Source organism: Aquamicrobium aerolatum DSM 21857 (assembly GCF_900113935.1).
Classification (GTDB): domain Bacteria; phylum Pseudomonadota; class Alphaproteobacteria; order Rhizobiales; family Rhizobiaceae; genus Aerobium; species Aerobium aerolatum.
Genome location: NZ_FORF01000006.1, coordinates 110,280 through 123,149 on the forward strand (window position 1 = coordinate 110,280; position 12,870 = coordinate 123,149).

A 12,870-nucleotide genomic window follows, 5' to 3' on the forward strand; every position below is an offset into this window, starting at 1 on the left:
CTATGAAGTCCCTCACGGCTGCGGCCTTTGCGAGCTTTCTCCTGCTCACTGGCTGCGCAAAGGATGTCGGGCCGATCAATCTGATGCACTCGGCCATGCCCGCAGCCTCAGCTCCCTTCATTCCCGATTCAGGTGATGACGGTTCCACCGTCGTCGCCCTTGCGTTTTCCGGCGGCGGCACCCGCGCGGCAGCGTTTTCCTATGGCGTTCTCACCGCATTGGACGATCTCGTCGTCGACGAAATGCCCTATCGACGCTCGATGGTCGACAATATCAGAATGATTTCGGGCACGTCCGGCGGCGCTGTCCTGGCGGCGTATTTTGGCCTGCGCGGACGCGACGCCTATCGGGATTTCGACACAAGATTCCTGTATCGAAATGCTGAAAAGTCCATGCACACCAACCCGCTGTCGCCAATAACACTGGCGCGTGCCGTCAGCGGTGGTGCCAATGACAGAAGTTCTTTTGCCTACTGGCTCGACGAGAACCTTTACGACAATGCGACATTCAAGGGGTTTCGGGCACCCAACACGCCGCAGGTCTGGATCAACGCCTCAGACATCTTCAACCACTCACCGTTCCTCTTCACCTACGACACATTCGCTGCCCTGTGCAGCGATCTGGATTCGGTTCGTATTTCGGATGCGGTCGCGGCTTCTGCGGCTGCACCTGTCATTTTTACCCCAATCGTGCTGGAGGCCCGGCGCGACAGCTGCGACTACAAGCAACCGGCCTGGCTTACGCGCGCCCTCGAAAAGGAGTCCGGCTCAATCAGGCTGGAATCCTATGCGCATGCGCTGAGCAGCTACCATCACCGCCAAGACATCAACTATGTAAAACTGCTTGATGGTGGCCTGACAGACAATCTCGGCATTACCGGCTTTGCGTTGGAGCGCGCCGCATCAGCGACGCCCCATGGCCCCTTGTCGGCCGAGCAGGCAGTAAAGCTCCGGCATCTGCTGTTCATTGTCACCGATGCCGGTCAGTTCCAGACCGCAGACTGGGCCCGACAACTCCATGGTCCGACAGTCGCTCCGCTAGTCCAGACGGCGATCCGAACCAGCATGGCTGCCTCCGTTCTCCACGAACTGGATGCGCTCATCATGGCGATGCGCGAGTGGCGCAGCGAACTTGTCGCCTTTCGTTGCGGTCTTTCGCAATCGGCAGTGAAACGGATGCGTGGAACGCTGGATGGCTGGAACTGCCGCGATGTCGATGTATCGGTTGAACATCTCTCCTTCGCCGATCTTGATGAGCCGTTGGCCACCACGCTAAGCGCCGTGCCGACCCGCCTTACGCTGCCACGCGAGCAAGTCGACCAGTTGATCGCCGCAGGACGCAAGACGGTGACAGGAAGCCAGAAGATCATGACTGCCCTGCGCAAGATCCAGCACGACGCCGATGTGCGCGAAAATCTTCTCGTGGCGGCGCGCTAGCGCGTTTCTCCCGAAAGATCGCGACACACTACCGTCCGCTCACCGGGAGATGGCGATGACCTCAAGCTCAAGCGCGCCTACCTGCACCAGATCCCCCAACCGCTTGCCGATGAGCGCTGCTGCAACAGGGGAAGCGTAGGAAATCGTACCCTTTGCCGGGTCTGCTTCGTCCTCGCCGACAATCCGATATGTTTGCTTGCGGCCATCTTCGCGCTCATATGTGACGGCGTGACCGAATGCGATCACATCGTCTGTCGCGGGCGCTGGCATCAGATGAGCCGTGCGTACCCTTTCGGCAAAATACCTTGCATCACGGTAAGGCACGGCAGACTGTCGGCGACGCTCATTTATGTCATCCACCAGACTGGCGGCGTCCAGCTCACGTTGCGAGCGCTCGAGTTCGTCCTTCAGCAGCTGCAGCCCGGTCTCCGTCACCAGGTTGGGCCGATCTGAGATCGGACGCGGTGGCAGAATCGTTTCAGATGCTGCTTCTGCGCTTTCTTCCTTGACGAACGCTACGCTCACCTCGTGAAACTCCTCTGGTCATTCATGCAGGCCCCACCAAAGCCCCAACCGCAGCCAAAAGCAAACCATGTGAGGTCCGGGCGACATTTTGTCAGCGTGCCGCTCTTCAACTGGGATCGCACTCGCTCCATATTCGGCGAACCGCTTGCTCTCCTGGAGTTCACTTCATGCGTCTTCTCAACTGCTTTGCTGCGATGTCCATGTCTGTTCTCGCAATATCGTCAGCCTCGGCACAACAGGTTGGCGAAGTCGGCGTCGACTGGCTGGGAAACGACATCATCGTCGAAGCCATTCGCGATCCAAAGATTGAGGGCGTGACCTGCCATGTCGCTTATTTCGACCGGGGTCTGATTGATCGCCTGCAGAAGGGAAACTGGTTCGAAGACCCCTCGAACTCGTCCATTTCATGCCGTCAGACCGGTCCAATCACCATCGGCGCCATCAGCCTCAAGCAATCCGGAGAAGAGGTTTTCAGCCAGCGCCAATCGCTTGTGTGGAAGTCGCTCGTCGTCAAGCGGATCTATGACAAGGCCAATGACACCCTCATCTACCTGTCACATTCGCGGCAGGTCCAGGACGGATCCGCGAAGATGGCTCTGTCGACGGTTCCGCTCTACGGTCAGGACGTGACCTGGACGGGCGAAAAGTGAGAGCTTGTTGCTCAACGTCCACTCGGATAGATACGGCGTAGCACAAGGAGATTTATGCACAGAGACGTCAGCTGAAAACCGCCGGGAGCGGTTGCAACGCGCCCAAGATGGCGCTGTCTTTGTTACATAAATTTCGAAGGTCATCATGAATACTTCAAAGCTCTCAATTCGCGCTTATGACGCCGCGGATTGCGAAACTCTGTCGGCCATCTGGCTGAAGGCTTCGCTCATCGCCCACGACTTCATCGGTGAGGCCACACTGAACGAACAGCGTGTGCTCATCGAAGAACAATATCTGCCGGCTGCGGAAACGTGGGTTGCGTGCCTCGACAACAAGCCGGTCGGCTTCATAAGCCTGTTGGACGACTTTATTGGTGGGCTCTTTGTCGATCCGAACTGCCAGAGATACGGCATCGGCAAAACGTTGGTCGCTCACGCATTTGCGCTCAAGAAAAGCCTTAAGCTCGAAGTCTACACGGCAAACACCCGCGCCTATGACTTCTACCGAAAGCTCGGGTTCATCGAAGTCTCGCGGCGCCCTGTAGACGATCAGGGCTTGCCATTCGAAAACGCGCAACTGTTCCTGTCCTGATACTGGCAGAGGGCGGCCAACCGGTCGCCCTCTTCACTCTCGGATGCTAGACCAGCTCGACGTCCACGACGCCCTGAACCGCTTTCATCGCCGAAGCTATTTGGGGTGAAATTCGGTAACGATCGGGAAGAGCAATCTCGATCTCCCCCTGCCCGTCCGGCTTGATCACGATGAACGATACCTGGCCTTCACCCCGCGTTCCGAGCTGACCGGCGACAACATCAAGCGGAGCCGCATCGCGCACGAAGATGCGCATCTGCTTTTGCATCCGCGCGGCCTCGTCCTCCAATGAGCTTACGGTCTGGATTCGAAGGTTTACGCCCTCCGGCCGGTCTTCCGCAGCGACCGTGATGACCATCGAGCGCCCGACTTCCAATGCATCGCGAAACTGCGCCAACGCTTCCGAAAAAAGTACCGCCTCAAACTGTCCGGATGTGTCGGAAAAATTGATGATACCCATCTTGTTGCCGGTGCGGGTTTTTCGCTCCTGCTTGGCTGTGATCGTGCCGGCAAGACGGCCTGCGGTCGCTCCACGCTTGACGGCTGCCTGGAATTCCACCCAGTTCTGCACCCGCATCTTTTCGAGCATATCCTTGTACTCATCGAGCGGATGCGCCGAGAGGTAGAAGCCGATTGCCGCGAACTCCCGATGCAAGCGGTCTGCCGCCAACCATGGCTCCACGACCGGCAGGATCAGCTTTTCGGGCTGCGCCCCGAGCATCGCGCCAAAGATATCAGTTTGCCCGGATGCTGCATTTTCCTGCGCGCGGGCAGCCATGCCCATCATGCGTTCCAAGCCCGCGAACAATTGCGAGCGGTCATAGCCAAAGCAGTCGAATGCGCCGGCGGCGATCAGGCTTTCAAAGACACGTTTGCCGACAATGCGTGGATCGATGCGCGAGCAGAAGTCCTCAAGCGTCGTGAACGGCTGCTGATTGCGCAGCGCTACGATATGATCGACGGCGGCTTCACCGACCCCCTTGATGGCCGCGAGCGAATAGAAAATCTTGTTCTCGCCGACCTCGAACTTTCGGTACGACGTCTTCACCGAAGGCGGCACCACCTCGATACCGATGCGCATTGCGTCAGCACGAAAGTCGGCCAGCTTGTCGGTATTGCCCATATCCAGCGTCATCGACGCCGCAAGGAACTCGACCGGATAGTGCGCCTTCAGATAGGCGGTCTGGTAGGAGACGATGGCATAAGCCGCTGCGTGCGACTTGTTGAAACCGTAGTCAGCAAACTTTGCCAGCAGGTCGAAGATGAAGTTCGCCTGTGGCTTGCCGACCTTCTTTTCCATCGCGCCGGTGACGAAGCGCTCGCGCTGCTTGTCCATCTCAGCGCGGATCTTCTTGCCCATCGCGCGGCGCAGAAGGTCGGCTTCACCGAGCGAATACCCGGCCAGAACCTGGGCGATCTGCATCACCTGTTCCTGGTAGACGATGACGCCCTGGGTTTCCTTCACCAGATGGTCGATCATCGGATGGATCGACGCGATCTCTTCCTCGCCGTGCTTGCGGGCGTTGTAGATCGGGATGTTTTCCATCGGGCCGGGACGGTAGAGCGCCACCAGCGCGATGATGTCCTCGATGCAGTCCGGCTTCATGCCGATCAGCGCCTTGCGCATGCCGGCAGATTCAACCTGGAAGATGCCGACCGTCTCGCCGCGCGCCAGCATTTCGTAGGTCTTGGCGTCATCCAGCGGAATCGTCGCAAGGTCGATTTCGATGCCCTGACGGCGAATGAACTTCACCGCCGTGTCCAGCGTCGTCAGCGTCTTGAGGCCGAGGAAGTCGAACTTCACCAGCCCCGCCTGCTCGACATATTTCATGTTGAACTGGGTGACCGGCATGTCCGAGCGCGGGTCTCGGTACATCGGCACCAGTTCGGAGAGCGGACGGTCGCCAATCACGATGCCGGCAGCATGGGTGGACGCGTGGCGGTAAAGCCCTTCGAGCTTCATCGCCATGTCGAGCAGGTTCTGGACGACCGGCTCCTTCTCCACCTCTTCGGCGAAGCGCGGCTCTGCCTCGATAGCGTCCTTCAGCTTGACCGGGTTGGCAGGGTTGGCCGGCACCATCTTGCACAGGCGATCGACCTGACCATAGGGCATCTGCAACACACGACCGACGTCGCGCAGCACGGCGCGCGCCTGCAGTGTACCGAAGGTGATGATCTGCCCGACCTGATCGCGCCCATATTTCTGCTGGACGTAGCGGATCACCTCTTCACGGCGATCCTGGCAGAAGTCGATGTCAAAGTCCGGCATCGACACGCGGTCGGGATTGAGGAAGCGCTCGAACAGCAGCGAGAAACGCAGCGGATCGACGTCGGTGATTGTCAGCGCATAGGCAACCAGCGAGCCAGCACCGGAACCACGCCCCGGTCCCACCGGGATGTCGTGGGCTTTCGCCCACTTGATGAAGTCGGCAACGATCAGGAAGTAGCCCGGAAATTTCATCCGGGTGATGATTCCGATCTCGAACTCGAGCCGCTCCTGATAGTCTTCGACCGTGTAACCAGTCGTAGGGCCATGCGCCTCAAGGCGCATCGCCAGCCCCTCTCGTGCCTGACGCGCCAGCTCATCGGCTTCTGCCTGCAAGGCGGCCTCTGCGTCCTCCGCGTCTGCACCAGTAAAGCGTGGCAGGATCGGATTGCGGTTCTTTGGATAGTACGAGCAGCGACGCGCGATCTCGACCGTGCTGTCGATGGCCTCAGGCAAGTCCGCGAACAGCGCGATCATCTCGGCCTGCGAGCGCAGATAGTGGTCCGGCGTCAGCCTCCGCCGCTCATCGACGGCAACGACCGACCCTTCCGCAATTGCCAGAAGCGCATCATGCGCTTCGTAGTCGTCTGCCTTCGGGAAGAACGCCTCATTCGTCGCCACCAATGGCACGTCGTGCTCATAGGCAAGGTCGATCAGGCCGTTCTCGACATGCTTGTCATGTCCATGCCAGCGCTGCAGTTCGATATAGAGCCGGTCACCGAAGACTTTCTGCAGGAATTCAAGACGCTTTTGCGCCACGGGCTTCTGGTCTGCCTTGATGGCCGCGCCCAACGGTCCCTTTTCGCCACCGGTCAGGCAGATGATGCCTTCCGACAACGCAGGCAGCCAGTCCGCCCGCACATGGGTCGGCTCCCCTGAAGGTCCATCCAGATAGGCACGCGAGACAAGGCGCACGAGGTTGGCATAGCCCACCTCAGTCGCTGCAATCAGCACCAGCTGCTGCGTCTCCGACCCCTGCTTGCGTGGGTTGTGGCGCTGGCTTTCGCCGGAGGTGTCGGGAAACAACACATCAAGCTGGCAACCGACGACAGGCTGCACGCCATCCTTGGTTGCCTTCTGTGCGAATTCGAGCGCGCCGAACAGATTGTTGGTGTCGGTAATCGCGATAGCAGGAGCCAGATCCTTGACCGCGTGCCCGACAATCTTCCCAACCGGCAGCGCTCCTTCAAGCAGCGAGTAGGCGGAATGCACGCGCAAATGGATGAATGCGCGTGAAATTCCATTGCCGGAACGGGTCGCGGCGAGCGACGAAGACTCAGTCATGCTCATCCTATCGGTCTGTCGATTCGGGAAATCGCACCCAATGTCACTGCAGATGCCTGACACGTCGAGTCGCGAATGCAGCTTTCCCCGCTATCACCAGCCTCAGGCGCAGTCTATTCCGGGTTGGCTGCCAAAACCACCAGCGCCTTGCCGTCGGCATCCTTCAAAGTGAGCTTGCTCTTCTCCTGATCGATACTAAACGACGCCACCTTGGCGAGCGCGGCGTGGAACTTGCTTTCCTGGTTCATCAGCGCCTCAGCGCATGCCATGTTGGTCGAGGCCAGTGCCCCGAAGGCCAACTTGTCGCCGTCAATCTTGGCGCTGCCGGAATACCGGTTGCAACCGCCGCTGCCGTGTACGGCACCATCCTGCGAAATCTCCAGCGTCGTCTGCGCGCGGTCAATGACGCCGCCGCCTTCGATGTCCTCGGCCAGCCAACGGCCGTACAGCGTCAGCTCGGCGTCCGCTTCAGCTTCGTTTGCGATGCGCTGCACGAAAATATCGGTTTTCGTGCCGTCCTCACCCAATGCAGGGTGATGTTCGGTGGTCGTGAATAGCATGCGATCACCGTCGTAGATCGTTGCCTGCAACGCATACCGGGCACGCTTGTCGATCAAATTCGGATCATAGCTAAGCTTGTAGGGAACAGGGCTGGCAGCTGCGTCAGCAATCTCCGCGCTGGCAATCGTCACCGACGGCGCATCCGCGCGCGAGACGTCGACCAGTTTGACCACAGTGCGCGACCCGCGCGGCAACATCATCCGCTCCCGATACCTCACGTTGCCTTCAAGCGTCACGTCTGCGGTGTATGGCGCATCGGCAAGCGCCGGCACTGCAATGCAGGCTCCGATCGTGGACGTGGCGACAACGAAAGCACGGCGTGAAAGAGAGGACGTCAGCATGGTTGTTCTCCTGTTCTGTGTCGAGACCTTGGAACCTGAAATTATGGCCACACCGAGATGCGTACCGGGTAATGATGTTACAGTTGTCTTGCTCCGTGCCCTCGGCTAGCTGTTGACTGACCCTATCCGACGATTCCTGGAGCATACAATGAAAACTCGCGCCGCAGTCGCCGTTGCCGCAGGCAAGCCGCTGGAAATCATGGAAGTGGACCTTGAAGGTCCGCGCGAAGGCGAAGTGCTGGTCGAGATCAAGGCGACGGGCATCTGCCACACCGACGAGTTCACGCTGTCAGGCGCCGACCCGGAAGGCATCTTCCCGGCAATTCTCGGTCATGAGGGCGCTGGCGTCGTTGTCGATGTCGGCCCAGGTGTGACGACCCTGAAAAAGGGCGACCACGTCATTCCGCTCTATACACCTGAGTGCCGTTCCTGCCCGTCGTGCCTGTCGCAGAAGACCAACCTGTGCACCGCTATTCGCGCGACGCAGGGACAGGGGCTGATGCCGGACGGCACCAGCCGCTTCTCCATCGGCAAGGACAAGATCTTCCACTACATGGGCTGCTCGACCTTCGCGAACCACACGGTTCTGCCCGAGATCGCGCTCGCCAAGGTCAACCCGGACGCGCCGTTCGACAAGATCTGCTACATCGGCTGCGGCGTCACCACTGGCATCGGTGCCGTCATCAACACCGCCAAGGTGGAGATCGGTGCGACAGCGGCCGTCTTCGGTCTCGGCGGCATTGGCCTCAACGTCATTCAGGGCCTTCGTCTTGCTGGCGCTGACATGATCATTGGCGTCGACATCAACAACGACAAGAAGGAATGGGGCGAGCGCTTCGGCATGACCCATTTCGTCAACCCGACCGAAATCGACGGCGACGTCGTGCAGCACATCGTCAACATGACGAAGCGCGGCGCGGACCTCATCGGCGGTGCGGACTACACGTTCGACTGCACCGGCAACACCAAGGTCATGCGTCAGGCGCTGGAATGCGCGCACCGCGGCTGGGGTGAATCGATCGTCATCGGCGTTGCCGGTGCCGGTCAGGAAATCTCGACCCGTCCGTTCCAGCTCGTCACCGGACGCACCTGGAAGGGCACCGCATTTGGCGGCGCACGTGGCCGCACCGACGTGCCGAAGATCGTCGACTGGTACATGGAAGGCAAGATCCAGATCGACCCGATGATCACCCACACAATGCCGCTTGAAGACATCAACAAGGGCTTCGACCTGATGAACTCGGGCAAGTCGATCCGCTCCGTCGTCATCTTCTGACGCCCGGCCTCACGGAACCACCCGGCCCCGAAAGCATTTTCGGGGCTGGATATGGGTTCAACTCAGGTGAGGTCAGAGATGTTGAGAACGCACACCGCCCTGCTTTTCGTCACCGGCGCCTCCCTGCTTGTGCTGGCAGGCTGCAACGACGACAACAGCACTGCCAACCAGCCGCCCGAGCCACCCGCGAAGGTGGAAAGCCAGCCATCCGCACCCCCGCCAAAGGATAGCACCGACGATGCGCTGCGGCGTATCACCGAAGGTGCCGACTCGATCCGCCAGGGTGCAGAACAACTCGCGCGCGACGCGCGTCAGCATACCGACAAGCTGATCGAGGACGCCGGACCGACCCTCGAGCGGCTACGTGACATGGCGCGCGAATTCGGCGTTGCCGCAAATCAGGTGACAGAACGCGCCCTGCGCGACTTCCAGACCGGCATCACCGTCTTGCAACAGCGCGTCGACGAATCACGCACCACCGCGCCGCAGAGCGGCGATCCGGCAGCGCTCCTGCCCCCGTCCGACGAGTTGCGTGCCGATACGCGCATCGCCGCCAAAGCTCGCAGCGCTGGCGTCGGCCCGGATTACGTCGGCGTCTGGGCCGCCGATGCCGCAGCCTGCGCCCAGGTCGATCTCGACCCACAGACGCCGATTGCGGTTGTCACGCCCACTACGATCAGACGCGCCGACAGCGTCTGCAATTTTGCCGAAACGCCGCTCACCGACAGGGAAGCGACCTTGAAAGCCACCTGCATCGCCGATGACAAGATGGAAGACATCGACATCCAGTTGCAGATGCCGGAAGACAATGCACTGGAACTCGACGGCGCGGCTGCCCTGATCCGCTGCCGGTTGCCGGACTAGCAAGACATATGTAAGCGCACAGGCTATCTTCCGTTGATGGAAGGCATCACGCGGAAGGGGATCGAGACATGCGGCGCGCCATAGGCTGGTTTTTGGCGTCTTTTGCGGTGGCCGCAGTGATTTTTCTCGCCTATGGAAGCTGGCGAACCTACGCCATCACAGACCGTATTTTGACTGTCGGCGGAAACACCGCACAGAACAGCGGCTGGCCTGCGCCGGAAACGGCAGCCGATATCGGCTATGTCGGCGATCCCCAGCAAGCCTATGGCTACGCTTTCGAGGATGTCGCGATTGCCACCGAACTTGGCGACGCGCCAGCCTGGCTCGTTCGCCCCACATCGTCCTCATCGACCTGGGCGATCGTCGTTCACGGCATCGGCGGGCGGCGCGAAAACGGCTACCGCTTCCTCCCGACTTTTCGCAACGCGGGCCTGCCAACGCTGCTGATCTCCTACCACAATGATGACGGCGGGCCATTGTCGCCCGATCATCGCTATGCCTTCGGCCTGACCGAATGGCGCGACCTTGACGCCGCCGTGACCTATGCGCTCGCCAACGGCGCTGACGATGTCGTGCTTCTGGGCGAATCGATGGGCGGCGGCATCGTCGGGCAGTTCTTGCGCCAGTCGCAGCACGCTGATCGGGTCAAAGCTATCGTGCTCGACGCACCCGCGATCGACTTCTCCGCTACAGTTCTCGACCAGATGCGGCAACTCGACATTCCCCTCGCCGGCGTCCTCCTGCGCGGCGGCTTGACGCTCGGCGCATGGCGGATGCCGTTCGACCTGCGCCACGCCAACGTGATGGCAGAATATGCAGGATTTGCCGGGCCGCTATTTTTGTCCCATGGCAGTGCCGACCGGATCGTGCCAATCGGCCTCAGCGACGATCTGGTAGCACGGCGGACCGCCCCGACCGAATATCTGCGCACCGGTGCCGACCACATCCAGTCCTGGAAAGAAGATCCGGCACGTTACGACGCCGCCCTTCTGGCTTTTTTGCGAACGATCCCATGACACACACCCATCCCCATATCTTCATCGATGCCGACGCCTGTCCGGTCAAGGACGAGGCAACCCGCGTCGCCGAGCGGCATGAGTGCGTCATCACCTTCGTCTCCAATGGCGGCTTGCGTCCCTCACGCAATCCGATGGTCCGCCATGTCGTCGTCACCAAGAGCGCCGACGCCGCCGACGACTGGATTGTCGAAAACGCCGGCGAAAACGACGTCGCCGTCACCGCTGACGTCCCGCTTGCCGCCCGGCTCGTCGAAAAGGGTCTTCATGTGCTCGGGCCGACCGGTCGTCCCTTCACGCCCGAAAGCATTGGCATGGCGGTCGCCATGCGCGACCTCAAACAGCATCTGCGCGAGAGCGGCGAGATCAAGGGCTACAATCCCGGCTTCACTCCCAAAGATCGCTCGGCCTTCCTGCAAGCGCTCGACCAGACCGTGCGCCGCGCCAAACGCAACGTGTCAGCATGAGTCTCGCCGGCCGCCATGCTCCGTTCTATCTGGCCGTCGCGGTCGGCGTTGTTGCCCTGGCACTTGGGCTGTGGGCGCTGCCGCAACTGGCGTTTCCGTTAGCCACCAACGCGTTTTTCGTCACCTATCTCGGCCTTGAGCTGAAACGGCTCCCGACCCTGAGCGCCGAATATCTGCGCAAGCATGCCGCAAGCAACGACCTGCCGGTGACCGCCATTTTCCTCGTGACTCTGGCCGCCGTCGCCAGTGCGTTCGTCGCGTTGTTCGTGCTTCTGAACGCCGATCATCGGCCCGGCGTGATCGCTGCAACACTGACGCTGATTGCCGTTCCACTCGGCTGGCTGACCATTCACATGATTGCAGCGATCCACTACGCGCATGTCTACTGGCAGCCTAGGGACGCCACCGATCAACTGGAAGGCGGCCTCGACTTTCCCGGAACCTCCGAGCCGCGCGGAAGCGACTTCGTCTACTTCGCTTTCGTCATCGGCATGACCGCGCAAACCTCCGACGTGCAGATCACCACGCAACGCATGCGCTCCATCAACATCGTCCATGCCATCGTGTCGTTTTTCTTCAACACCGTGCTCGTCGCCGCCGCCGTCAACGCTGCGGTCGCACTGGGAAACTAGACAAGGGGGGCGCACACTCCACGCCTCGTGGTTGAGGCTGACTGAGCTGGGCCGAGTCGACTTCCGTGAACGGATCGGCTAACTCAAGCTTATGAAAACACTCTCTACTTCCCTTTCACACGGCGGCGTTCAGGGGGTCTATTCCCACGCTTCCGAGACCTGCAATTGCGAGATGACGTTTGCGGTGTTCGTTCCGCCGCAGGCGAAAGACGGTAAGCTTCCGGTTCTCTGGTACCTGTCAGGGCTGACCTGCACGCACCAGAACGTCATGGACAAGGGCGAGTATCGCAAGCTTGCCGCTGAACTCGGCGTGATCGTCGTCTGCCCAGACACCAGCCCCCGGGGTGAGGATGTTGCGGATGAGCCGGATAACTGGCAATTCGGCAAGGGAGCCGGCTTTTACGTTGACGCAACGCAGGAGCCCTACGCCAAGCACTACAAGATGTACTCCTACATCACCGAAGAACTGCCCGCGCTGATCGCGAAAGAGTTCCCCGCGGACATGGATCGCCAGGGTATCTTCGGGCATTCAATGGGTGGTCATGGCGCGCTCACCATCGCGCTCAAGCACCCGGAGCGGTTCAAGTCGGTTTCGGCATTCGCACCGATTTTCGAGCCTTCAACTGCAGGTTGGTCGCGTCCCGCTCTCGAAAAGTATCTGGGCGCTGACGAAGCATCGTGGCGGCCCTATGACACCGTCGCTTTGATTCGCGAAGGCAAGAGCTTCCCCGAAATCCTCATCGACCAGGGCACGGCCGATAGTTTTCTTGACGAAGGCTTGCGGCCATGGCTCCTCGAAGAGGCCGTGAAGGGTACGCAGACGAAGCTGACCTTGAACATGCGCGAAGGGTACGATCACTCGTACTACTTCATCTCCACCTTCATGGATGATCACCTACGCTGGCACGCTGCGCGACTGGGATAAAAATCCATTGTCAAAACCTATGCCGCAATCGAAAT

General features: G+C 60.3%; 12 protein-coding genes. 9 read left to right on the forward strand and 3 right to left on the reverse strand.

From position 1 onward, the window contains the following. The first annotated feature begins 2 nt into the window (after positions 1 to 2). Complete coding sequence (locus BMZ42_RS06635) at positions 3 to 1,436, forward strand: patatin-like phospholipase family protein (RefSeq protein ID WP_091520140.1); 1,434 nt, start codon at positions 3 to 5, stop codon at positions 1,434 to 1,436. Between the two features lie 39 nt (positions 1,437 to 1,475). Here BMZ42_RS06635 and greA read toward each other — a convergent pair whose 3' ends face one another. Continuing rightward, positions 1,476 to 1,961: a transcription elongation factor GreA gene (greA, locus tag BMZ42_RS06640; protein ID WP_091520142.1), complete on the reverse strand. Its 486-nt coding sequence runs from the start codon at positions 1,959 to 1,961 to the stop codon at positions 1,476 to 1,478. Between the two features lie 167 nt (positions 1,962 to 2,128). Here greA and BMZ42_RS06645 point away from each other — a divergent pair, with 167 nt between their 5' ends. After that, positions 2,129 to 2,611, forward strand: a complete 483-nt coding sequence (locus tag BMZ42_RS06645) for a CreA family protein (protein ID WP_091520145.1) — start codon at positions 2,129 to 2,131, stop codon at positions 2,609 to 2,611. Positions 2,612 to 2,756: 145 nt separating this feature from the next. Then, positions 2,757 to 3,203 (forward strand): GNAT family N-acetyltransferase, encoded by a 447-nt coding sequence (locus tag BMZ42_RS06650; protein ID WP_091520147.1) that lies wholly within the window; start codon positions 2,757 to 2,759, stop codon positions 3,201 to 3,203. Between the two features lie 46 nt (positions 3,204 to 3,249). On the opposite strand, the gene dnaE is transcribed toward BMZ42_RS06650, so the two are convergent. Beyond that, complete coding sequence (gene dnaE, locus BMZ42_RS06655) at positions 3,250 to 6,753, reverse strand: DNA polymerase III subunit alpha (protein WP_244523188.1); 3,504 nt, start codon at positions 6,751 to 6,753, stop codon at positions 3,250 to 3,252. A 113-nt stretch (positions 6,754 to 6,866) separates the two neighbouring features. Beyond that, positions 6,867 to 7,655, reverse strand: a complete 789-nt coding sequence (locus tag BMZ42_RS06660) for an META domain-containing protein (protein ID WP_091520152.1) — start codon at positions 7,653 to 7,655, stop codon at positions 6,867 to 6,869. Positions 7,656 to 7,803: 148 nt separating this feature from the next. Between BMZ42_RS06660 and BMZ42_RS06665 the strand changes: the two genes are divergently transcribed. The 6 genes from BMZ42_RS06665 (at position 7,804) to fghA (ending at position 12,835) form a co-directional block, all read left to right on the forward strand. Continuing rightward, on the forward strand, positions 7,804 to 8,931 hold the full coding sequence (locus BMZ42_RS06665) for an S-(hydroxymethyl)glutathione dehydrogenase/class III alcohol dehydrogenase (protein WP_091520154.1): 1,128 nt from the start codon (positions 7,804 to 7,806) through the stop codon (positions 8,929 to 8,931). Positions 8,932 to 9,009: 78 nt separating this feature from the next. After that, a complete protein-coding gene (locus tag BMZ42_RS06670; protein WP_091520157.1) occupies positions 9,010 to 9,795 on the forward strand; it encodes a hypothetical protein in 786 nt (261 codons plus the stop codon). A 68-nt stretch (positions 9,796 to 9,863) separates the two neighbouring features. After that, positions 9,864 to 10,811: an alpha/beta hydrolase gene (locus BMZ42_RS06675; RefSeq protein WP_091520159.1), complete on the forward strand. Its 948-nt coding sequence runs from the start codon at positions 9,864 to 9,866 to the stop codon at positions 10,809 to 10,811. Continuing rightward, positions 10,808 to 11,278, forward strand: coding sequence for a YaiI/YqxD family protein (locus BMZ42_RS06680; protein ID WP_091520161.1), 471 nt, complete (start codon positions 10,808 to 10,810; stop codon positions 11,276 to 11,278). Before BMZ42_RS06675 ends, BMZ42_RS06680 begins: the two co-directional genes overlap by 4 nt. Beyond that, positions 11,275 to 11,910 (forward strand): DUF1345 domain-containing protein, encoded by a 636-nt coding sequence (locus BMZ42_RS06685; RefSeq protein ID WP_091520164.1) that lies wholly within the window; start codon positions 11,275 to 11,277, stop codon positions 11,908 to 11,910. The genes BMZ42_RS06680 and BMZ42_RS06685 overlap by 4 nt, the downstream gene beginning before the upstream one ends. Positions 11,911 to 12,001: 91 nt before the next feature. Beyond that, the gene (gene fghA / locus BMZ42_RS06690) at positions 12,002 to 12,835 is read left to right on the forward strand and encodes an S-formylglutathione hydrolase (RefSeq protein ID WP_091520165.1); all 834 of its coding nucleotides are present in this window, start codon (positions 12,002 to 12,004) and stop codon (positions 12,833 to 12,835) included. The last annotated feature ends 35 nt before the right edge of the window (positions 12,836 to 12,870 follow it).

Excerpts from the sequence above, each read along its gene's own strand:
- fghA (WP_091520165.1), top strand. The coding sequence starts at position 12,002 with ATGAAAACACTCTCTACTTCCCTTTCACACGGCGGCGTTCAGGGGGTC.
- BMZ42_RS06635 (WP_091520140.1), top strand. The coding sequence starts at position 3 with ATGAAGTCCCTCACGGCTGCGGCCTTTGCGAGCTTTCTCCTGCTCACT.
- BMZ42_RS06660 (WP_091520152.1), bottom strand. The coding sequence starts at position 7,655 with ATGCTGACGTCCTCTCTTTCACGCCGTGCTTTCGTTGTCGCCACGTCC.
- BMZ42_RS06650 (WP_091520147.1), top strand. The coding sequence starts at position 2,757 with ATGAATACTTCAAAGCTCTCAATTCGCGCTTATGACGCCGCGGATTGC.
- BMZ42_RS06645 (WP_091520145.1), top strand. The coding sequence starts at position 2,129 with ATGCGTCTTCTCAACTGCTTTGCTGCGATGTCCATGTCTGTTCTCGCA.
- BMZ42_RS06665 (WP_091520154.1), top strand. The coding sequence starts at position 7,804 with ATGAAAACTCGCGCCGCAGTCGCCGTTGCCGCAGGCAAGCCGCTGGAA.
- BMZ42_RS06670 (WP_091520157.1), top strand. The coding sequence starts at position 9,010 with ATGTTGAGAACGCACACCGCCCTGCTTTTCGTCACCGGCGCCTCCCTG.
- dnaE (WP_244523188.1), bottom strand. The coding sequence starts at position 6,753 with ATGACTGAGTCTTCGTCGCTCGCCGCGACCCGTTCCGGCAATGGAATT.
- BMZ42_RS06680 (WP_091520161.1), top strand. The coding sequence starts at position 10,808 with ATGACACACACCCATCCCCATATCTTCATCGATGCCGACGCCTGTCCG.
- BMZ42_RS06685 (WP_091520164.1), top strand. The coding sequence starts at position 11,275 with ATGAGTCTCGCCGGCCGCCATGCTCCGTTCTATCTGGCCGTCGCGGTC.
- BMZ42_RS06675 (WP_091520159.1), top strand. The coding sequence starts at position 9,864 with ATGCGGCGCGCCATAGGCTGGTTTTTGGCGTCTTTTGCGGTGGCCGCA.